Annotated in this window: 21 protein-coding genes; 19 read left to right on the top strand and 2 right to left on the bottom strand. The window is 39.0% G+C overall.

Features of this window, described 5'->3' with window-relative positions:
• The first annotated feature begins 23 nt into the window (after positions 1 to 23).
• From LQE94_RS11685 to LQE94_RS11595, 19 genes are all read left to right on the top strand, one after another.
• Positions 24 to 671: a bifunctional 4-hydroxy-2-oxoglutarate aldolase/2-dehydro-3-deoxy-phosphogluconate aldolase gene (locus LQE94_RS11685; RefSeq protein ID WP_118725158.1), complete on the top strand. Its 648-nt coding sequence runs from the start codon at positions 24 to 26 to the stop codon at positions 669 to 671.
• A gap of 11 nt (positions 672 to 682) precedes the next feature.
• Positions 683 to 1,711 (top strand): sugar kinase, encoded by a 1,029-nt coding sequence (locus LQE94_RS11680; protein ID WP_121056587.1) that lies wholly within the window; start codon positions 683 to 685, stop codon positions 1,709 to 1,711.
• Between the two features lie 292 nt (positions 1,712 to 2,003).
• Positions 2,004 to 2,432 (top strand): Hsp20/alpha crystallin family protein, encoded by a 429-nt coding sequence (locus LQE94_RS11675; RefSeq protein ID WP_118738326.1) that lies wholly within the window; start codon positions 2,004 to 2,006, stop codon positions 2,430 to 2,432.
• Positions 2,433 to 2,515: 83 nt separating this feature from the next.
• Positions 2,516 to 2,974: an Hsp20/alpha crystallin family protein gene (locus LQE94_RS11670; RefSeq protein WP_118725160.1), complete on the top strand. Its 459-nt coding sequence runs from the start codon at positions 2,516 to 2,518 to the stop codon at positions 2,972 to 2,974.
• 254 nt (positions 2,975 to 3,228) lie between these two features.
• Complete coding sequence (locus LQE94_RS11665; RefSeq protein ID WP_240577780.1) at positions 3,229 to 3,375, top strand: hypothetical protein; 147 nt, start codon at positions 3,229 to 3,231, stop codon at positions 3,373 to 3,375.
• Between the two features lie 94 nt (positions 3,376 to 3,469).
• Positions 3,470 to 4,372 (top strand): AEC family transporter, encoded by a 903-nt coding sequence (locus LQE94_RS11660; protein WP_240577779.1) that lies wholly within the window; start codon positions 3,470 to 3,472, stop codon positions 4,370 to 4,372.
• A gap of 337 nt (positions 4,373 to 4,709) precedes the next feature.
• On the top strand, positions 4,710 to 5,168 hold the full coding sequence (locus tag LQE94_RS11655; RefSeq protein WP_240577778.1) for an Hsp20/alpha crystallin family protein: 459 nt from the start codon (positions 4,710 to 4,712) through the stop codon (positions 5,166 to 5,168).
• A 135-nt stretch (positions 5,169 to 5,303) separates the two neighbouring features.
• The gene (locus tag LQE94_RS11650) at positions 5,304 to 6,347 is read left to right on the top strand and encodes a DnaJ C-terminal domain-containing protein (RefSeq protein WP_240577777.1); all 1,044 of its coding nucleotides are present in this window, start codon (positions 5,304 to 5,306) and stop codon (positions 6,345 to 6,347) included.
• 134 nt (positions 6,348 to 6,481) lie between these two features.
• Complete coding sequence (locus LQE94_RS11645) at positions 6,482 to 7,087, top strand: SAM-dependent methyltransferase (RefSeq protein WP_240577776.1); 606 nt, start codon at positions 6,482 to 6,484, stop codon at positions 7,085 to 7,087.
• Positions 7,088 to 7,205: 118 nt separating this feature from the next.
• The gene (locus LQE94_RS11640; protein WP_240577775.1) at positions 7,206 to 8,558 is read left to right on the top strand and encodes a M20 family metallopeptidase; all 1,353 of its coding nucleotides are present in this window, start codon (positions 7,206 to 7,208) and stop codon (positions 8,556 to 8,558) included.
• A 1,115-nt stretch (positions 8,559 to 9,673) separates the two neighbouring features.
• Positions 9,674 to 10,069, top strand: a complete 396-nt coding sequence (locus LQE94_RS11635; RefSeq protein ID WP_240577774.1) for a MarR family winged helix-turn-helix transcriptional regulator — start codon at positions 9,674 to 9,676, stop codon at positions 10,067 to 10,069.
• A complete protein-coding gene (locus LQE94_RS11630; protein ID WP_186864610.1) occupies positions 10,066 to 11,817 on the top strand; it encodes an ABC transporter ATP-binding protein in 1,752 nt (583 codons plus the stop codon). The genes LQE94_RS11635 and LQE94_RS11630 overlap by 4 nt, the downstream gene beginning before the upstream one ends.
• Positions 11,817 to 13,712: an ABC transporter ATP-binding protein gene (locus LQE94_RS11625; protein WP_240577773.1), complete on the top strand. Its 1,896-nt coding sequence runs from the start codon at positions 11,817 to 11,819 to the stop codon at positions 13,710 to 13,712. Before LQE94_RS11630 ends, LQE94_RS11625 begins: the two co-directional genes overlap by 1 nt.
• Before the next feature lie 733 nt (positions 13,713 to 14,445).
• Positions 14,446 to 14,805 (top strand): ArsR/SmtB family transcription factor, encoded by a 360-nt coding sequence (locus tag LQE94_RS11620; protein WP_118725110.1) that lies wholly within the window; start codon positions 14,446 to 14,448, stop codon positions 14,803 to 14,805.
• A gap of 20 nt (positions 14,806 to 14,825) precedes the next feature.
• Positions 14,826 to 15,044 (top strand): heavy-metal-associated domain-containing protein, encoded by a 219-nt coding sequence (locus LQE94_RS11615; RefSeq protein WP_117992008.1) that lies wholly within the window; start codon positions 14,826 to 14,828, stop codon positions 15,042 to 15,044.
• Positions 15,045 to 15,119: 75 nt separating this feature from the next.
• On the top strand, positions 15,120 to 16,979 hold the full coding sequence (locus LQE94_RS11610) for a heavy metal translocating P-type ATPase (protein WP_240577772.1): 1,860 nt from the start codon (positions 15,120 to 15,122) through the stop codon (positions 16,977 to 16,979).
• 180 nt (positions 16,980 to 17,159) lie between these two features.
• Positions 17,160 to 17,858: a DUF3990 domain-containing protein gene (locus LQE94_RS11605; protein ID WP_240577771.1), complete on the top strand. Its 699-nt coding sequence runs from the start codon at positions 17,160 to 17,162 to the stop codon at positions 17,856 to 17,858.
• Complete coding sequence (locus LQE94_RS11600; protein WP_240577770.1) at positions 17,839 to 18,267, top strand: hypothetical protein; 429 nt, start codon at positions 17,839 to 17,841, stop codon at positions 18,265 to 18,267. Before LQE94_RS11605 ends, LQE94_RS11600 begins: the two co-directional genes overlap by 20 nt.
• Before the next feature lie 60 nt (positions 18,268 to 18,327).
• Positions 18,328 to 18,690 carry a hypothetical protein gene (locus LQE94_RS11595; protein ID WP_240577769.1) on the top strand — a complete coding sequence of 121 codons (363 nt, stop codon included), beginning with the start codon at positions 18,328 to 18,330 and terminating at the stop codon, positions 18,688 to 18,690.
• 71 nt (positions 18,691 to 18,761) lie between these two features.
• On the opposite strand, the gene LQE94_RS11590 is transcribed toward LQE94_RS11595, so the two are convergent.
• On the bottom strand, positions 18,762 to 19,703 hold the full coding sequence (locus tag LQE94_RS11590) for a DMT family transporter (protein ID WP_240577768.1): 942 nt from the start codon (positions 19,701 to 19,703) through the stop codon (positions 18,762 to 18,764).
• Positions 19,704 to 19,951: 248 nt separating this feature from the next.
• Positions 19,952 to 20,845 carry an RluA family pseudouridine synthase gene (locus LQE94_RS11585; RefSeq protein ID WP_240577767.1) on the bottom strand — a complete coding sequence of 298 codons (894 nt, stop codon included), beginning with the start codon at positions 20,843 to 20,845 and terminating at the stop codon, positions 19,952 to 19,954.
• Positions 20,846 to 21,000 lie beyond the last annotated feature (155 nt).

Genomic DNA, 21,000 nt, shown 5'->3' with positions numbered 1-21,000 from the left:
ATAGATAGAGGAGATTATAGAAGATGGAGAATATTTATTCAAAAATTAAAGAAACAGGAATTATACCGGTTGTTGTTCTGGACCAGGCCGAAGATGCTGCTCCGCTTGCGAAAGCTTTGTGTGATGGTGGAATTCCATGTGCTGAAGTTACATTCAGAACACAAGCAGCAGAAGAGGCTATCCGTGTGATGTCAGAAAAATATCCTCAGATGCTTGTTGGTGCCGGAACTGTACTTACAACAGATCAGGTAAACAGAGCAGTTGAAGCGGGAGCAAAATTCATTGTCAGCCCGGGATTAAATCCTACAGTCGTAGATTATTGTGTGAAACGAGGAATTCCAATCATTCCCGGATGTTCTACACCAAGTGATGTAGAAGTGGCTATGGAGTTTGGGCTTAGTGTTGTGAAATTTTTCCCGGCAGAACCGGCAGGTGGACTGAATTATATTAAAGCAATTTCAGCTCCGTATTCTAATATAAGATTCATGCCGACAGGAGGGATCAATCCAAAGAATGTAAGTAGTTATTTAGAGTGTCCGGCAATTCTTGCATGCGGCGGAAGCTGGATGGTGAAAAAGGATCTGATATGTGAAGGAAAATATGATGAAATTGAAAAACTGGTCCGTGAAGCGGTAGAACTCGTTTCAGAGGCAAGGAAGAAATTAAAATAGGAGGAGAAATCATGGCAAAGGTTGTTACACTTGGAGAAATCATGTTGAGACTTTCTCCTCCCGGAAATCAGAGATTTGGACAGGCACAGTTATTTGATGTCTGTTATGGAGGTGCAGAGGCAAATGTCGCAGCATCACTTGCGCAATTTGGCCATCAGGCTGTATTTCTTTCCAAACTTCCAGATCATCCGCTTGGTGATGCTGCAATTGGACAGCTGCAGAAAGTCGGCGTAGATTGCTCACAGATTGCTCGAGGAGGAAAGCGTCTGGGAATTTATTTCCTTGAAAACGGAGCATCTGTCCGTCCGTCAAGCGTCATATATGACAGACAGGATTCTGCGATTACAGAGGCAAAGGCAGAAGAATTTAATTTTGAAAGCGTATTTAAAAATGCAGATTTATTTCATGTATCAGGAATCACCCCGGTCCTTAGTAAGGATACATCGTTACTTACACTAGAAGCTTTGAAAAAAGCAAAAAAGTATGGAGTTACGACATCTTTTGATTTGAATTACAGAGCGAGACTTTGGACAGAAGATATTGAAGGAAAGCAGAAATCTCTTGCAGAAATGATGAAGTATGTAGACATCTGTTTTGGAAATGCAAGAGATGCAGCAAAATGTCTCGGATATTCAGTTCTGGGAGTGGATCTGATTGACGGAGATTATAGTATCTGTGTAAATGAAGAAAATATGAAAAAAGTGTTGGAAAAATATCAGTTGAAGTGCCTGATCACGACATTGAGAAAAAGTATCAGTGCTTCTGATAATACATTATCAGCAGCAGTATGCAGCGAAGAAGGACTCTATACAGGAAGTTCGTATCCACTTCATATTGTTGACCGCGTAGGTGGAGGTGATTCCTTCGCAGCAGGATTTCTACATGGATATCTTTCTAAAATGAGTATTTCGGATGCACTGGAATTTGCCATTGCAGCATCTGCGATTAAACATACGATGCCTGGGGACATCAATTATACGACGGAAAAAGAAGTACTGGCACTTATGAACAGTGATGGAAGTGGAAGAGTGCAGAGGTAGAGGGATACTGGTTCATAGGTAATATGTGAAAGTTGCTTTACTGTAGAAGAAACTTGCAGGGCGTTTTTTTCACCATTTTGCATGGTTCAAGGCGTTCACAAAATCTTCACAAAAAAATTAGCACTCGCCTCTTGACAGTGCTAATAATAGGTGCTATAGTACAACTAGAACAAAGGAAGAGGAACAAAAAGAAGAGTTCCGAATCCGGAGTTGAAAATGTTGATAACACTCAGGAGCAATCCGAAAGTGCATGATTAGATTTTAAGATATCTTTTGAAAGGAGATATGACTTATGTTAATGCCTAGTATTTTTGGAGAGAATTTGTTAGATGACTTTTTTGGATTCCCATTTGATGGAAATTATAATTATAATGCAGCAGGTTTGATGACCACAGATGTGAAAGACACAGATCATGGTTATGAAGTAACGATGAACATGCCGGGAGTAAAGAAGGAAGATGTGAAAGCTGAACTGAAGGATGGCTACTTGACCGTCAGTGCTGTATCGAATAAGCAGACAGATGAGAAGAACTCGGAGGGCAAGTATCTCAGACGTGAACGTTACAGCGGTTCATGCAGCAGAAGCTTCTATGTTGGTGAAGGTGTTAAACAGGAAGACATCAAGGCTAAGTTCGAGGATGGCACCTTGAAGCTTGAAATTCCGAAAGAGGAAGCAAAGCCTGCAGTAGAGCAGAAGAAATATATATCCATTGAGGGATAATGATTCATCGGCTCAGATGTTTTTAGACAATAACAGTTAACAGATTGGAATATAGATATTTGATTGAAAAGGAGATATGACTTATGTTACCTAGCATTTTTAACAATAATTTATTTGATGATTTCTTTGATTTTCCATTTTATTATGACAACAGAGCAGAAGATAAGGCAGAGAAGAAACTGTATGGTCACCATGCAGGCAATCTGATGAAGACAGATATCAAGGAACTGGACAATGGCTATGAACTTGAGATTGATCTTCCGGGCTTCAAGAAAGACGAGATTAAGGCTGAATTGAATAATGGTTACCTGACCGTCAGTGCAGCAAAGGGTCTTGATGAAGATAAGGAAGACAAGAAGACAGGCAAGTACATCAGACGTGAGCGTTATGCAGGCGCATGTCAGAGAAGCTATTATGTTGGCGAAGATATCACAGAAGAGGATATCAAGGCATCCTTTGAACATGGTATTCTGACACTGTTCGTACCTAAGAAAGAAGCAAAACCTGCTGTAGAAGAGAAGAAATATATTTCTATCCAGTAAAAAATAAATGTATATGAAGCGCAGGAATTCTAAGCAAGTCCTGAATCAAAAAGGCCGCAGCCCATTTGGGTTGTGGCCTTTCGCTGCTTTTAGGGTTTTAAATAAATCGGATGCAAAAATGTAATAAGTTATGTCGCCGCGGTTATATCTCAATATCAAAACGGGCATTTTACAACACCATTTTCTGTTGCTATACTCATAGTAAAGATAAGAATCATAGTGATATATTTGACAGTAAATAATGGGGGATGAGTATGAATCAGAATTTATATCCGCATCTTTTTCAGCCGCTGACGATTCGCGGCGTGACGTTGAAAAACAGATTGGAATATGCGCCGACGGTTGTTCTGAAGTGTAATGCGGAGCAGATCTGCAAGGTTTCATTCACGTCATCGACATGAAGGTGCTGATCGGCTTGTTGACCGGTAATATCGGTATGTAGTATTATATGAGTTGAAAAAATGGACAGTTAAAGAGAAAGGCGAAGCATAGCGAATGATAGTTGCAACGGTATTTGGAAAGATTATTTCTATTTTTATTATTATGATTGTAGGCGTGATCTGTTATAAGATGGGAATCATTGATGATTATACAAAACAGCGTTTGTCTAGACTGAGTACACTGGTTGTGAATCCTATTTTGATTTTTACTTCCTTTCAGATGGAGTATGACAGTGAGTTGCTGAAAAAAATGGGCCTTCTTTTTGTGTTGGCCGTCATCAGTTATCTGATTTCCATTATGATTGGTCATTTCCTTTTGCATGAGAGAGAAGGGTATGATCTGTCAATTGAGAAGTTTGCAGTGACCTATGATAACTGTGGATTTATAGGGGTTCCGCTTGGTTATGCGCTTTTTGGAAATATCGGTGTTATCTATGCAACCGTGTTTGTCGCCGTTTTTCATATTTTCTGCTGGACACATGGCATCATGCTGTTGGATAAAGGTGGTTTTCAGCTGAAGAAGCTGATTAATCCGTGCCTCATTGCGGTCATCGCAGGTATGGTATTCTTTATTTTTCAGATTCGTCTGCCGGAAAGTATTGATTTTGCAATGGGTGCCATTGGCGATATGAATACGCCGCTGGCGATGCTTTTGTCCGGCGCGATTATGACACAGCTGAATTTTAAGGAGGTTTTGACAAAAAGAAGACTCTTTTTCGTGGCGTTACTGCGCCTGATCGTTTCGGCAGGTCTGTTCTGTTTGTTACTGAGATTTCTGCCGATTGATGATCAGATGCGGACAGTAGCCGCAGTGACTGCAGCGTGTCCGGCCGGTGCCATGACGATTACGATGGCGATTATGTATGAGCATGATGATCATTATGCGACAGAGCTTTTTACAGTGACAACGCTGCTTTCAATCCTGACAATGCCACTGTGTATGCTGATTGCCGGATAGGGCACTGCGCAGCAATTTTACATGCGAATACGTCACGATGAAAATCAAACTAAATCATAAGCATTTCTTGGTGTGCCGTCGGCAACATGGATAATTCCGCAGTAGCGGAAGCCATAACTGTCGATGGCATTTTGCATGACTTGTAGCGTTCACAAAATCTTCACAAAAAATTAGCACTCACCCATTGACAGTGCTAATAATAGGTGCTATAGTACAACTAGAACAAAGGAAGAGGGAAATAAAAGAGAAAGCCTCAGATCTGAAAGTTCAAGAACACAACATTTTTGATAATCAAAAGTGCTAACATATATGGATTCAAAAAAAGGAGAGATGACTTATGTTAAGACCTAGTATTTTTGGAGAAAGCTTTTTAAATGATTGGAACGATTGGGATAACTGGATGAATTTTTCATTCCCGGATGTAGAGAAAAAGTTGTATGGAAAACATGCAGCACATGTAATGAGAACAGATATTAAGGAACATGATGATGGATATGAATTGGTAGTAGATTTACCAGGATTCAAGAAAGATCAGGTTCAGGTAGAATTGAAAGATGGTTATTTGACTATCAGTGCAGAGAAAGGTCTTGAAAAAGACGATAACGAGAAGAAAGGAAAATATCTCAGACAGGAACGTTATTCAGGAAGCACAAGCCGTACATTCTATGTAGGCGAAGGCGTTACAGAGAAGGACATTCATGGAAAATTTGAGAATGGTATTTTGACACTCGATATCCCGAAGAAAGAGGAGAAGAAAGAAGTGGAAGCGAACCACTTTGTAACCATTGAGGGATAGGATAAAAAGAGCTCCCTGGGAAGTCCTGGGGAGCTTTTTCTAAATAAGAGAAAAATTTTACGTGTTGTTGATTTGAAATAAGTTGATAGATGCTGTTAAGGCAATGCTTTGAAAAAATATCAGGAGGTGATATGAATGGCAAAGAGGGATTATTATGATGTATTAGGGGTTAGTAGAAGTGCAAGTGCCTCAGAGATCAAGAAAGCTTATAGGAAGCTTGCAAAAAAATATCATCCTGATACGAATGCGGGAAATAAAGAAGCAGAACAGAAATTCAAAGAAGTTACAGAAGCGTACAATGTATTAAGTGACGAAGAAAAGAAAAAAATGTATGATCAGTTTGGTCATGCAGCATTTGACGGAAGTGCACCAAATGGAGCATATCAAGGTAATGCAGGAAATTATGGTTCTGGTTTTGGCGGCTCTTACAGCGGAGCATATCAAGATGCGAATGGCGCTTATCACGAATATCATTTCAACAGCAGTGACAGGGGAGACATTTTTGATGATATGTTTGGAAATATCTTCCATGGTGATGAAAGCGGCAAAGGTTTTGGCAGTTTTAGAAGCGGAAGTACCGGTGGTTTCAAAGGCTTTGGAAGTGGCGGAAGCAAAGGCTTTGGCGGGCAATATTATCAAAATGCACCACAAAAAGGTTCCGATATCCACGCAGATGTAACAGTAGGATTTGATGAGGCAGCATTTGGCTGTGATAAGATAATTACATTACAAAATCCATCAGATGGAAGCAGTCAGTCGTTAAAAGTACACATTCCGGCCGGTATTGATACCGGAAAAAGTGTACGGCTTCGAGGAAAAGGCCAGCCGGGATTTCAGGGCGGCGAAGCCGGAGATTTGTTCTTGAAAGTGACAGTTGCCAATAAACCGGGATATGAACGAAAAGGTTTGGATGTTTATACAACGATACAAATTCCATATACAACAGCAGTATTCGGAGGCGAAGCAAGAGTACACACGTTGTATGGCGATGTGATGTGCAAGATTAAAGAAGGAACACAGTCAGGAAGCAAGATTCGATTAAGAGGAAAAGGAATTGTTTCCATGAAAAATGCATCCGTGCATGGAGATCAGTATGTCACAGTGGAAATTCAAGTGCCGAAATATTTGAATCAAGAAGCAAAAGAAAAATTAAAAGAATATCAGAGAGCGTGTGCGTGATAAAAAATAGTACACGCGGATAATAGAAAGAGACTTTACACTATGCTATAATATTTACGATAAAGGCAGAGTGTAAGGTCTTTTTTTACTTTATACAAAAGCCTTTCCATTTTACACAAAGGAAATAAATAAAAATGTCGAATGTAAATGAGTATAATTGGGATAAGTTGTTAAAAATAAAAACAAGTGGCAGAGATGATACAAAAGCAGACCAATATTGCTATCCGTATGAACCTACGCCATATTGTGTACTTGAGAGACTGGCAAACAGCGGGTATATCAAGAAAAATAATTGCGTGATCGATTATGGTTGTGGAAAGGGCAGGGTTGATTTTTTCTTATCTTATCAGACAAGATGTAAAAGTGTCGGAATAGAATATGATGAACGGATTTACAAAGATGTCTGTAATAATCAAGACACTGCAGTTTCCGGTTCAAGAACCGAATTTTTACTTCAAAAAGCAGAAACATATTCATTAGAAAAACAAGAAGACAGGATGTTTTTCTTCAATCCATTTTCAATAGAAATATTGAGAAATGTAATAGCTCGAATTGTTCAATCATATTATGCAGAACCAAGACAAATGTTGTTGTTTTTCTACTATCCGTCAGATGAGTATATTGCGTATCTGATGACGGTAGATGAATTGACATTTGTTGACGAGATCGAGTGTATGGATTTGTTTGAAGGAAACAATAAACGTGAACGAATTATGATTTTCGAGATAGGAAATGAGTAGAAAAATAATGGATTTGTGTTGAAAATGTTGCCGAAAATTGTAAAGCATGTGGATATTTGTTATAATAAAAAATATTTGCAATTCAAAGGGGAAAATACAAGTAGAAAGGAATAGAGAAATGAAAGAAAAAATTCATGCATTGACAGAAGAAATGTTGGAAAATATGGGGAGATTGGTAGAAATTGATTCTCAGCTGGGGACACCAGAGGAAGGAAAACCATTTGGCGAGGGACCTGCAAAAGCTCTGGAGGAAGGACTTAAGATTGCGGAAGAGCTTGGATTTAAAACAGTAAATCTGGACAATTATTGTGGATATGCAGAGATGGGAGAGGGCGAAGAAATCATCGGAATCGCAGGACATCTTGATATTGTTCCGGTAGGTGGAGACTGGAATTATGATCCATTTAAGCTTACAAGAGATGGAGATTATGTATATGGACGTGGAACAACAGATGACAAAGGTCCGGTTATAGAGGCACTTTATGCAATGAAATTGTTGCGTGATTCTGGAATTAAAATGAATAAACGTGTCCGTCTCATTATGGGATGTAATGAAGAAAATGGATCAAAATGTATGGAGCACTATAATGAGGTCGCAGAAGAATTATCCTGTGGATTTACTCCGGATGCAAGCTATCCATGTATCCATGGTGAAAAAGGACACATGGCTATGATGGCGTATTCTAAAAACACAAAAATCATTTCCATGAATGGTGGATTTGTTTCAAATGCTGTATGTGATACATGCACAACAGTGATTCCAAGTGAAGCCGGTCTGAAAGATAAACTTGAGAAAACATTTGCTGAAACAAAACTTCAGGAATATAAATTGACAGAAGAAAACGGAGAAATCAGCATTTATGCAAAAGGAGTACCGGCACATGCAAGTACCCCAACTCTTGGAGTAAATGCAGCAGGTGTGACATGTGAGTGTCTTGAAAAAGCAGGTTTTGAAGATGATTTTGTGAAGTTCTATAATACGCATATCGGTACTGCGTGTGATGGCGCAGGTGTAGGACTGAAAATAGCAGATCAGTATGGTGATTTGACATTTTGTAATGGAATAGTTAAGACAGAAGATGGTGTTATTTCATGCACAATTGATATCCGAGTACCGGTGACATTGAAGGCAGAAGATGTCCGTAAAATGTGCGAAGACAAATTAGAAGACGAAAATGGACGTATTGAGATATTAGAAATCGGAGATCCATTATTTTATCCAAGAGAATCACCACTTGTAAATGCTTTATATAAAGCATATGTAGATGTGACTGGAGATACAGAGAATGAACCAATGGTAATCGGCGGTGGAACTTATGCAAAATCATTAAAAAATATAATTGCATTTGGACCGGAGAAGGTTGGTATGGATTATCGTATTCATGGTGCGGATGAATTTATTCTTGTTTCTGAGATGGAGGAAACTGTGCTGATTTATATGGAGGCAATTAAGAATTTGCTTGCTATTTAGTTCATTAGGTGGCAATACGTTCCTTACAAAAAATTGATATAAGAATTCTTGCTCAGATTCCATGAGCGGGAGACACATAAGAGCGTAAATTTTTGCTAAAAGCAAATGAATTTGAACTCAAACTTGCTGCTACGCAGCTTCAAACACGTTCGTTCAAATTCATTAACGCAAAAATTTACGCTCTAAGTGTCTCCAACGCTCACTCCATATTCGCTCGAATTTCTTATATCAATTTTTTTGTAAGTAATGTATCGGCTCAACTTGTGAAGTAAATAGAACGCAAAGGGTATTTGGGGAAGGTATCTGAGATAATGGATTTGGGGGAATTGAAGATGCAAAATTTTGATAGGGAGTATCTGCAAAGCATTGAAAGAGCAAGTTAAGGATGCGTAATTTTACTGGGGAGCATCTTCACGTTATCGAAAATGTGGGATGTAGATGCAAAATTTGTAAAGGGAGTATCTTTAAATCCAAGAAAAGGCAAGATGCAGATGTAATTTTACATGACAGGCAGGCTTAAAAGTATCTGCAAGTTCGAAGAAAAGCAAGTTGCAGATACATTGGTCAAGAAAAGAGCATCTGTAACAGAAAATATTAAGGTCTTGCAGATACAACGGTCTAAAAAAGAGCATCTGCAATAACGAATATCAAGGTCTTGCAGATACATCAGTTGCCACAAAGACATCTGTACAAGCAAATAACCTCATGATATAGATACATCAGGCACCAGAAAAGTAAATCCTTCATCGCTCCACCTATTTCAATCACGATACACTACAAAGCAAGAAAAAGACTATGCAATCCAGCGAATTGGAGTCGGGTTTGTCCGACGAAGCTGAGCAGGAGTGCATAGTCTTTTCTGGCTTGTGGGCTGTTCTGAACTAAATAGCAATCTAATGAACCAAAGTAACTTGGCTTTCTCTTGACAATACAAAAATAATTGTGATAAACTTGTTTATAGATAAACAGTTCAACAATGAACAATTTAAAAATAAACAGTTCTTTTTTGAACAAATAAATTGATTAAACATGAACGAAAGGTGGAGAGACATTTGTGTGAAGAACAAATCCATGTTAATCATCAAATACACAAAATGGACAGGACAATATCAAAATTGTTAGAGACGCGTGTAAAGGACGAAGGGCTGGATGAGGCTACACTGATGCATGGATGGATATTGCGTTATCTGTACGAGCATCAGGAGCAGGATATTTATCAGAAAGATATAGAGAAGTATTTTGGAATATGTCGTTCGGGAGTGACAAATATCATTCAGGCTTTGGAAAAGAAAGGGCAGGTGTACCGTGCTTCGGTAGAAACTGATGCCAGATTAAAGAAAGTTATGTTGACAGAAAAGGGAAAGTTAAGTCATGAAAAACTTGGAGAGATTTTCCAAAAGATGGATGCAGATCTTGAAGAAGGAATTTCAGAAGAAGAAATCCAGGCATTTATGAATGTAATCAATAAGGTTTATTGTAATATTGAAAAAATGAAAGGAGAGAATCTATGATTCGTACTTTATTAAAAGAAGTAAAAGAGTATAAGGCAGCATCGATCGCGACACCAATTTTTATGATTCTGGAAGTATTGTTTGAAACATTGATTCCATTTTTAATGGCGTCGATCATTGATAAAGGTGTTAATACCGGAGACATCAACCATATTTATAAAGTTGGCGGAATTATGATCGTTGCGGCAGCATTAGGTCTGGTTGCGGGAATGGCAGGAGGACGTTATGGCGCGAAAGCTTCTACCGGATTTGCAAAGAATCTGAGAAATACGATGTTTGATCATATTCAGACATTTTCATTTGCAAATATCGATCATTTCAGCACAGCGGGATTGGTTACGCGTCTGACAACAGATGTGACAAACGTACAAAATGCATATCAGATGGTTCTGCGTATGATGATGAGGGCACCGGCGAGTATGATCTGCGCCATGGTCATGGCATTTGCAATCAATGTAAGACTGGCAAGTATTTATCTTGTTGCTGTTATAATTCTGGGAATCATTTTATTTTTCATTATTCGCCATGCAACAGCTTATTTCCAGCAGGCATTTCCGAAATACGATGCATTGAATGAATCTGTTCAGGAAAATGTATCTGCGATTCGTGTTGTAAAAGCATATGTAAGAGAAGAGCAGGAGACAAGCAAATTTCAGCGTGCGAGCAAAAATATTTATGACATTTTTGTAAAGGCAGAAAAGAACGTTGTGTGGAATGCTCCAATCATGATGTTTACGGTATATACCTGTATCATTCTGATTAGTTGGTTTGGAGCAAAAATGATAGTAGTTGATTCTCTGACGACAGGAGAGTTGATGAGTCTTCTTGCATATTGTATGAATATTTTGATGAGTTTAATGATGCTGTCTATGGTGTTTGTCATGATTTCCATGAGTATGGCCAGCATGCGCCGTATCGCAGAAGTGTTAAATGAAACAACAGATATTCACAATCCGGAAAATCCGATTTACGAAGTTTCGGATGGAAGCATTGAATTTAAAAATGTAGATTTTTCTTACAAAAAAGACAGTGCAGAAAAAGTTTTGAAAAATATTAATCTGGATATTCATTCAGGTGAAACAATCGGAATCATCGGAGGAACCGGCAGTGCAAAAACGAGCCTTGTTAATTTGATCAGTCGTCTGTACGACGTGTCGGACGGAGAGATTCTGGTTGGCGGAAAAAATGTAAAAGAATACGATTTGGAAGTACTGAGAAATCAGGTTTCGGTTGTGCTTCAGAATAATGTATTATTTACCGGAAGTATTTTAGATAACCTTCGTTGGGGAAATAAAGAGGCTTCGGATGAGGAATGTATTCAGGCATGTAAATTGGCATGTGCCGATGAATTTATCGAGCGTTTCCCACAGAAATACAATACACATATTGAGCAAGGTGGAAATAACGTATCCGGTGGTCAGAAACAGAGACTTTGTATTGCAAGAGCATTGCTGAAAAAACCGAAGATATTAATTTTGGATGACAGTACGAGTGCTGTCGATACAGCGACAGATGCAAAGATACGTCGTGCATTTAGAGAGGAAATTCCGGATACAACAAAGCTTATCATTGCACAGCGTATCTCCAGTGTACAGGATGCAGATCGTATCATTGTTATGGATGAAGGCCAGATCAATGGATTTGGTACGCATGAAGAACTACTCAAGACAAATGAGATTTATCGCGAGGTATATGAATCACAGACACAAGGCGGCGGAGATTTTGACGAAAATGGAGGTGAAGCATAATGCCAAGACCAATGGGAAAACCACAGAATAGAGTTAAAAATCCGGGGAAATTACTCATGCGATTGATGAATTACATTTTTCGAGATTATAAATTTCATTGTATTGCAGTATTCATTCTCATTTTTGTAGGTGTTATTGCAAATGTACAAGGAACGATGTTTATAAGAGATTTAATCGATAAATATATAACACCATTTCTTTTGTCCAGCGATACACCGAATTTTTCGCCACTCGCACATGCAATTTCAAGAGTTGCAGTATTTTATGGTATTGGAATTGTAGCAACATATGCATACAATCGTATTATGATAAATGTTACTCAGGGTATGATGATGAATATGCGAAATGAAATGTTTGAGCATATGGAAAAGCTTCCTATCAAATATTTTGACACGCATGCACATGGCGATATTATGTCAATCTATACAAATGATATTGATACATTGCGCCAGATGGTCAGTCAGAGTATCCCGCAGATTATCAATAGTGGATTTACAATCATCAGTGTATTTATCAGTATGTTGATTTTAAATATTCCATTGACTATCGTGACACTTATCATGGTTGCAATCATGATTTGGGGAACAAAGAAATCTGCCGGACAGAGTGGAAAATATTTCTTGGAACAGCAGAGAAATCTTGGTAAAGTAAATGGATATATCGAAGAGATGATGAATGGTCAGAAGGTTGTAAAAGTATTCTGCCACGAAGAAGAAAGTAAAAAAGAGTTTAAAGAATTAAATGAAGCTTTGTTTGTAAGTGCAGACCGTGCAAATACATTTGCCAACTTCCTTGGACCTATGAATGCACAAATCGGAAACATCAGTTATGTAATCTGTGCAATCGTCGGAGGAGCACTTGCATTAAATAGTGTCGGCGGATTTACGTTGGGAGGACTTGCAAGTTTCCTGACATTTAATAAGAGCTTTAGTATGCCGATAAACCAGGTCAGCCAGCAGATGAATGCGATTGTAATGGCACTTGCCGGCGCGGAACGTATCTTTACATTGCTGGATGAGAAAGTGGAAGTAGATGATGGTTACGTTACATTAGTAAATGCAAAAGAGGAAAATGGAAAGCTTGTAGAGAGTGAAAAACGTACAGGACGCTGGGCTTGGAAGCATATTCATCAGGCAGATGGCCTCGTAGATTATGTTGAACTTCAGGGAAATGTTGTCTTTGACGGAGTAGATTTCGGATACAATGATGATAAGATTGTGCTTCACGATGTGAAATTATATGCAGAGCCGGGGCAGAAGATTGCGTTCGTTGGTTCTACAGGGGCAGGAAAAACAACCATTACAAACCTGATTAACCGTTTCTATGATATTCAGGATGGCAAAATCCGATACGATGGAATCAACATCAACAAGATAAAAAAAGCAGACCTGCGTCATTCGCTTGGAATTGTATTGCAGGATACACATTTATTTACAGGAACAGTAAAAGAAAATATTCGTTTTGGAAAATTGGATGCTACAGATGAAGAAATCATTGCAGCAGCAAAACTTGCAAATGCAGATGGATTCATCCGCAGACTTCCGGACGGATACGATACAATGATCACCGGCGATGGAGCAAACTTAAGTCAGGGACAAAGACAGCTGTTAGCAATCGCCAGAGCAGCTGTGGCAGATCCGCCGGTATTGATTTTGGATGAGGCGACAAGTTCAATTGATACACGTACAGAGCGTATCATTCAGGAAAGTATGGACAGATTGATGCATGGACGTACAACATTTGTTATTGCACATCGTCTGTCAACAGTCCGTAACTCTGATTGTATCATGGTTCTCGAACAAGGTAGAATTATTGAAAGAGGTACACATGATCAGTTGATTGAAGAGAAAGGGAAGTATTACCAGTTGTATACGGGAAATGCGATTTCGGCGTAGGGGCTATTTAGTTCACTGGGTGGCGATACGTTCCTATAAGAAACATTGGATATGAATTTCTGTTCAGACTCCGTCAGCGGGAAATACATAAAGGTCAGAATTATTACTAAAAACAGAGCTTAGAAACCAGCAACTCGGGCTACGCCCTCAAACAGCAAGTTTCTAAGCTTTAACGTAAAATTCTGGCCTTTTAGTATTTCCAATCGCTTCCTTTGTATTCGCAGAAATTCATATCCAATGTTTTCTTAAAGTACGTTATCGAATGCTTGATGAATTAAATAGTAGAACTTTACTGGACGAGCGTTGCGGATATATCATTTTGATGGGGGGTATCTGCGATAATGGATTTGATGGAATTGAAGATGCGTAATTTCTGCAGGATGTATCTGCAAGTTATAGAAAGAGCAAGTTGAGTAGGATGCAGAATTTTGATAGGGAGCATCTGCAACAGCGAATAAACCGAGAATATAGATACATCAGATACCAGAAAATTGAATCTACTCATCCCTCCATCTATTTTAATCACGGTACACCTCCAAGAAAGAAAAGACTATGCAATCCAGCGAATTGGAGTCGGGCTTGCCCGACGAAGCTGAGCGGGATTGCATAGTCTTTTTCTTGCTTGGAATTGTCGTGAACTAAATAGCAACTTCCACTTGACATTTGCAAAACATAGCATTATTATGAACATATGAACAGATGCTCATATGTTAAAAAGAAGGAGGACACACAAATGGCGATACACGATGTAGAATGTTGTGAAGAATACCAGACTCATGAAGAATTATTAAAGCTTGTTCATGAGCAGATGCCGGATGAAGATGAGCTATATGATCTGGCAGAGTTGTTTAAGGTATTTGGAGATTCAACAAGAATCAGAATTTTATTTGTGCTATTTGAAGCTGAAGTGTGTGTGTGTGACCTGGCAGAAGCATTGAATATGACGCAGTCAGCAATTTCACATCAGCTTCGAATTTTGAAACAGTCAAAATTGGTAACGAGCAGAAGAGATGGTAAGCAAGTGTTTTACTCACTGGCAGATGGTCATGTAAGAACGATCATTGCACAGGGGAGAGAACATATAGAAGAATAAAAGAAAGGAAGTCAATTATTATGAAGAAAAAATTCAAATTACAGGATCTGGATTGTGCAAATTGTGCAGCTAAAATGGAGGAAGCTATCAAAAAAATCGATGGTGTGAATGATGCAAGTGTAAGCTTTATGATGCAAAAGATGACAATCGATGCAGATGATGCAAGATTTGATGAGATTGTAAAAGAAGCAGTTGCTATCTGTGCAAAAGTTGAGCCGGATTGTAAAGTGTTGCTGTAATTATTCAGATTCTATGTTATAAAATCCAGCATAGTTGTGAATTGATAAAAGAAAAATCAGATTTCAGGAGGAATTATGACAAAGAAACAAAAAAAGATGTTATACCGAATCATCATAACATTTATTTTATTTTCAATATTGATGGTCACAGAGCATTTAGGAATGTTGGAAAAATTTAATACGATTGTATTATTTATCATTTATTTAATTCCTTATCTGGTTATTGGATATGATATTGTATGGAAGGCAGCCAGAAATATCAAAAATGGACAGATATTTGATGAGAACTTTTTAATGATGATTGCAACTTTCGGTGCTTTCGGAGTGCAGGAATATTCAGAAGCAGTAGCAGTTATGCTGTTCTATCAGGTAGGCGAATTATTTCAGGGATATGCGGTTGGCAAATCGCGCCAGTCTATTTCAGCCATGATGGACATTTGCCCGGAATATGCAAATGTGGAAGAAGATGGAAATCTTGTTCAGGTTGACCCGGATGATGTGGAAATCGGAACCGTGATCGTGATAAAGCCGGGTGAACGTATTCCACTGGATGGTATTGTTGTAGAAGGTGAATCCATGATTGATACTGCGGCATTGACAGGAGAGTCTGTTCCTAGAAGGGCAGTTGCCGGGGATGAGATTATCAGTGGTTGTGTCAATGGAAGCGGTACGTTGAAAGTTCGCACGACAAAAGAATTTGATGATTCTACAGTTGCAAAAATTTTAGAGCTTGTTGAAAATGCAAGCAGTAAGAAATCGAAAACAGAAAATTTTATTACGAGATTCGCAAAATATTATACACCGGTTGTAACGATCGGTGCAGTTATTCTGGCGGTTCTGCCACCATTAATTCTCGGCGGAGGTTGGGGAGACTGGATTCAGAGGGCATGCATTTTCCTTGTTATCTCATGCCCATGTGCACTTGTTATTTCCGTACCGCTTGGATTTTTCGGTGGAATCGGAGCAGCATCTAAGATTGGTGTACTTGTAAAAGGAAGTAACTACTTAGAAGCCGTTGCGGAGATGACAACGATTGTATTTGACAAAACAGGTACATTGACAAAAGGCGAATTCAAAGTATCCGAGTTGAAACCAGCCAATTGTACAGAAGCGGAATTGTTGGAGCTTGCGGCATTGGGAGAAGGGTATTCTACACATCCGATTGCAAATTCTATCAAAGAAGCATATGCACAAAATATTGATATGAATCGTGTGTCAGATGCGGAAGAAGAAGCCGGACACGGTGTAAATGTTAAGATTGACGGTCAGGAAGTGCTCATTGGTAACGAGAAACTGATGAAAACACATCAGATTGAATATGTGCCATGTGAGAGTGCAGGAACAATCGTATATGTTGCAAAAGCAGGAACATTTGCAGGTGCGATTGTAATTTCTGACACGATTAAAGAAGGTGCCAAAGAGGCAATTCATGATATGAAACAGGTCGGCGTAAAGAAATGCGTTATGTTGACAGGTGACCGTCAGGCAGCAGCACAGGCAGTTGCAGACGAATTGGCTTTGGATGAAGTTCACGCAGAGCTACTTCCAGGAGACAAAGTATCACAAGTCGAAACTTTGTTAGCAAGTCAGGAAAACAAAGAAAAATTAGCATTTGTCGGAGATGGAATCAATGATGCGCCGGTACTTTCCAGAGCAGACATCGGTATTGCCATGGGAAGCATGGGCTCGGATGCAGCAATCGAAGCGGCAGATGTTGTATTGATGGATGATGATGTGAGAAAGATCGCATCAGTTGTAAAAATTGCAAGAAAAACACTTCGCATTGTAAAACAAAACATTGTATTTGCGCTTGCAGTCAAGGCATTGGTATTAATCTTGGGTGCACTTGGTATGGCAAATATGTGGGAAGCTGTATTTGCGGATGTTGGAGTATCAGTCATTGCAATTTTAAATTCAATGAGAGCGTTGAAATAGGGAACCAGTTAGGGACGGGGATGAATGGCTCTTTTGCTTGCAAAAGAGCCATTCATCCCCGTCCCTGTGGTTCATTCCAAAAAAGTAAAGTATTTCGATTGCGAAGAATCCATAAATGAGATAGTATATAGATACAACTGAAAAAAATATATAAGCGGATTAAAAAGCAGGTTGAAAAATATGACAAGAGTATATCATGGTTCTGACCATATCATTCAATATCCACAATATTTAGGTGGAAAAAAAGATAATGATTATGGCAATGGGTTTTATACAACTGAATATGAGGACAGAGCAAGAAGCTGGGCGGGATTGAATGGTACTCCGGAGAAGGCGATTGTAAATGTCTATGACTTACAGATTGATAAGTTGAATATAGTAGATTTGAACGAACAAGGTGTACTTGCATGGATTGCGGAAGTTGTATCAAATCGGGGAATCAGTGAGGAAAATGCAGCGATTGTGGGAGAACGTCTGGTGGAATTGTACAAACCAGATACAACACAAGCTGATATTATTAAAGGATATCGTGCAGATGATAGCTATACTCAGGTAATAGAAGCATTTCTGCTAAATCAAATTAATTTATATGAAGTAGAACGATTATTTTACAAAGGTTCTCTTGGAAATCAAATTTTCTTAAAATCAGAAAAAGCGTTTGAAGAGATTCGATGGATAGAATCCTATACGGCAACGCTGACAAAAGAAGATAAAGAGAATGATATGTATGCAAGAAGAGAAGTGAGTAAATTTCTGGGAGAACGAATGAAAGCAATTTTACTGGATGGATTTCAAGTGCCTGGAATTACAGCACGATATGCAATACAGAATAAGTTAAGATATCAAGGAGATGGAACCTATGACCACACCAGCATATGATGAATGTTATCTGGACAGTATGATAAAGAAGCACCGATATCTTTTTAAGCTGATCGGGCGCTATTGTGAGGGCAATGCATTCGATATAATTGACCGGTATTTATGCTGTGAATACAGAAAGCGAATGGATGAGGGAAACCCATTATATCTTAACAAGACACCAAAACAGATTCTTGGAGAAATGGGAATAGAGGTCGGTCTTGTATCGGATATCAGCGAGGTATATGATGAGTTCATTTTAGCTTGGATGGCAGATATCTATACTTATATGCAGTGGAAATATGCAATCCCATCTGCTAAGATTGGAGAAAAGATAAAAGCGAAAGATTTGTATCATAAGTATAATCCACTACATGAAGCTTCACTGGAAAATGCGGTGGAGAAATTAAAGAAGATATATGATTTGTAACATTCTGTGCAAGAAGAGGTGTTTCATTCAGGCAATACTTTTAGTAGATAGAGGTTATGTGTGAAAAAAATTGTATTATTGATAATTTTAGGTATTTTGTCAATTATAATAGGAGCTTCGATATTGAATAAAGAAAATAATAAGCCAAAGAATGGGGAAGTATCCAAAAAGCAAAATGCGCATCTTTTATCAGAAGAAGGAACTGTTTTGGAAAATCCAAACGACAAAAGAGAAGTTCTTATACAAGTAGACAGTTCAGACAGCAGTTTTGCTTATAATGAGATTACTTTAATTTACACAGGAGCAGCCAATGCTCAAACAATTGATTCGTTAAAAGTAGGGGATAAAATAAGATTTTCCTATTTTCCTGATGAACCAACGGATAAACAGACTTTAAATGTTTATATAATTGAAAAATTCTAGAACCACTAGGGACGGGGATGAATGGCTCTTTTGCTCGCAAAAGAGCCATTCATCCCCGTCCCCAAGTGGCACTACCTATCCCTGTTTGGCCTATTGGCATTTACGATATAAATTCCGGCGCATACTAAAATTAATGCCATCAGACTTCCAATATTGAATGCCTGTTTTACCTCTCCGAGTATCAGCGCTGATAAAATTACACTGCAAAGAGGATTTACAAATCCAAAAATCGCAACTTTAGAAACATCATTCCATGCAAGAAGTATTGACCAGAGTGTGTATGCTACAGCTGAAACCATTGCAAGATAAAATATTATTGTCAGACCTGCGGCAGTCATATTTCCCAGGTGTCCGCTCATTCCAATTCCGATTAAAGCAAGAACAATTCCGCCCATTGTGAATTGGGTTCCGCTTAATACTACAGGTGATACTTTTTTTGAAAAAAGATTGATCAACACAGTAGACATTCCATAAGATAATTGTGCAATCAGGATAAATCCTTCTCCAATTAGTTTAAATCCCATATCCAGGGAATTTCCCATCAGATTAATTATTACTACTCCGGCAAATCCGAGAACACATCCTACAAGTTTTCTGCCTGTCATCCGTTCATTTCGAAATATCAGACAAGACAACAAAATTGCGATAAAATTTCCAAGACCGGTGATGATTCCACCCTTTACTCCGGATGTGTGTGCGACACCAATATAGAAAAAGAAGTATTGTCCGACTGTTTGAGCAAGACACACGGGAATGGCATATTTGAGAAGTTTCCTATCAGGAAGCATCACTTTCTTTTCCTTGATTGATGCAAAAATTAATACCAGAATACCAGCTAGTGTAAAGCGGATTCCGGCAAAGACAATCTGGCTTGCAGTGTCTGAAGAATCGACTTGCAAGATGTGATACCCTGTTTTAATCACGGGGATTGCACTTCCCCACAGGATACAGCATACACAAGCAAGAAGTGCTACAATACCAGTTTGAGTCAATTTGTTTTGTTTTTGTGACATTTTCGTATTTCTCTTTTCGTTTAAATTTCGTTATTTCGATTCTTTTTTGATAAATTTTGATATTCTTTGCATAACGTTTATAAACAACATTATCATAAATATAAGACAAATGAAAGAGGGAGTGCCAAACAGTGACAGAACCACTAGAGACGGGGATGAATGAACCACTTGGGGACGGGGATGAATGGCTCTTTTGCTCGCAAAAAGAGCCATTCATCCCCGTCCCTAACTGGTCACCTAACTGGTCACTAGTGCTCAAACCCCAATACCTGCATATCCTCAGGCAGTGGCGCAATAAAGTCCATATGCTCCCCAGTAATCGGATGAGTAAACTGCATACGATAGGAATGCAGTGCCTGTCGACTCATAAATTCCATGTCCGGATTGTAGAGATAATCTCCAATCAGCGGAAAACCGAGATATTTCATATGAATACGAATCTGATGGGTACGGCCCGTTTCCAGATGAAGGGAGACAAGGCTGTGCCCGTTTTTCTCTTCTAATACCTGATAATGTGTCACGGCCCGTTCACCCTGTTCAAAATCGACGGTACGTTCAATGATTGAGCCTGGCTTTCGGGAAAGCGGAGCATCAATCGTACCACAAGGTGGTGTTACAGAACCACGGACGATGGCACGATATTCTCTCGAAATCGTATGTTCTCTTACCATATGAGAGAGGATGCTGGAACTGACCATATGTTTTGCGATAATCGTCAGACCGGAAGTGTCACGGTCCAGGCGGTTGGTACAACGGAAGATAAATGGTTTTCCTTGCTGTTCGTAATACCAGGCCAATGCATTTGCAAGAGAGTTGTAATAATTATTTTGTGATGGATGGATTGGCATGCCGGCAGGTTTGTTGATGACAAGAATATCTTCATCTTCGTAAATGATATTTAGCGGAAGTTCTGTAGGTGGAATCTTCTCGGAACATTCGTTTTCCTGAATGCGGATAGTAAGCGTGTCATCGGTATGAAGGTGTTCATTTAGATGAAGCCAGACTCCGTTTACAAGAATGCTTTCGTGCATCTTTTTTAACTCTGTAAGATTCTGGCGAGAGTAACCTTGGCGGCGTAAAAACTGTTCGATGCGAAGCCCGGAATCGGATTTAGATATATGGTAAGTGATTGTGCGGTTCATGTAATTTGAAAATCTCCTTTTATAGTCTGAAAATAGTGTATCATATTTGTCAACTAGGGAACCACAGGGAGAGAACCACAGGGACGGGGATGAATGGAACCACAGGGACGGGGATAACTGGCTCTTTTGCGAGCAAAAGAGCCAGTTATCCCCGT

This window comes from Mediterraneibacter sp. NSJ-151, assembly GCF_022487435.1.
GTDB classification, from domain to species: Bacteria; Bacillota; Clostridia; order Lachnospirales; family Lachnospiraceae; genus Schaedlerella; species Schaedlerella hominis.
The sequence above is the reverse complement of the archived record's forward strand: the minus strand, read 5'-3'. Positions and strand labels throughout refer to the sequence as shown.

Bases quoted from the DNA above. Each gene is read 5' to 3' on its own strand.
- LQE94_RS11585 (WP_240577767.1), bottom strand. From the start codon at position 20,845: ATGAACCGCACAATCACTTACCATATATCTAAATCCGATTCCGGGCTT.
- LQE94_RS11610 (WP_240577772.1), top strand. From the start codon at position 15,120: ATGACAAAGAAACAAAAAAAGATGTTATACCGAATCATCATAACATTT.
- LQE94_RS11670 (WP_118725160.1), top strand. From the start codon at position 2,516: ATGTTACCTAGCATTTTTAACAATAATTTATTTGATGATTTCTTTGAT.
- LQE94_RS11630 (WP_186864610.1), top strand. From the start codon at position 10,066: ATGATTCGTACTTTATTAAAAGAAGTAAAAGAGTATAAGGCAGCATCG.
- LQE94_RS11665 (WP_240577780.1), top strand. From the start codon at position 3,229: ATGAATCAGAATTTATATCCGCATCTTTTTCAGCCGCTGACGATTCGC.
- LQE94_RS11605 (WP_240577771.1), top strand. From the start codon at position 17,160: ATGACAAGAGTATATCATGGTTCTGACCATATCATTCAATATCCACAA.
- LQE94_RS11640 (WP_240577775.1), top strand. From the start codon at position 7,206: ATGAAAGAAAAAATTCATGCATTGACAGAAGAAATGTTGGAAAATATG.
- LQE94_RS11620 (WP_118725110.1), top strand. From the start codon at position 14,446: ATGGCGATACACGATGTAGAATGTTGTGAAGAATACCAGACTCATGAA.
- LQE94_RS11650 (WP_240577777.1), top strand. From the start codon at position 5,304: ATGGCAAAGAGGGATTATTATGATGTATTAGGGGTTAGTAGAAGTGCA.
- LQE94_RS11680 (WP_121056587.1), top strand. From the start codon at position 683: ATGGCAAAGGTTGTTACACTTGGAGAAATCATGTTGAGACTTTCTCCT.
- LQE94_RS11645 (WP_240577776.1), top strand. From the start codon at position 6,482: ATGTCGAATGTAAATGAGTATAATTGGGATAAGTTGTTAAAAATAAAA.
- LQE94_RS11655 (WP_240577778.1), top strand. From the start codon at position 4,710: ATGTTAAGACCTAGTATTTTTGGAGAAAGCTTTTTAAATGATTGGAAC.
- LQE94_RS11615 (WP_117992008.1), top strand. From the start codon at position 14,826: ATGAAGAAAAAATTCAAATTACAGGATCTGGATTGTGCAAATTGTGCA.
- LQE94_RS11625 (WP_240577773.1), top strand. From the start codon at position 11,817: ATGCCAAGACCAATGGGAAAACCACAGAATAGAGTTAAAAATCCGGGG.
- LQE94_RS11660 (WP_240577779.1), top strand. From the start codon at position 3,470: ATGATAGTTGCAACGGTATTTGGAAAGATTATTTCTATTTTTATTATT.
- LQE94_RS11600 (WP_240577770.1), top strand. From the start codon at position 17,839: ATGACCACACCAGCATATGATGAATGTTATCTGGACAGTATGATAAAG.
- LQE94_RS11675 (WP_118738326.1), top strand. From the start codon at position 2,004: ATGTTAATGCCTAGTATTTTTGGAGAGAATTTGTTAGATGACTTTTTT.
- LQE94_RS11685 (WP_118725158.1), top strand. From the start codon at position 24: ATGGAGAATATTTATTCAAAAATTAAAGAAACAGGAATTATACCGGTT.
- LQE94_RS11590 (WP_240577768.1), bottom strand. From the start codon at position 19,703: ATGTCACAAAAACAAAACAAATTGACTCAAACTGGTATTGTAGCACTT.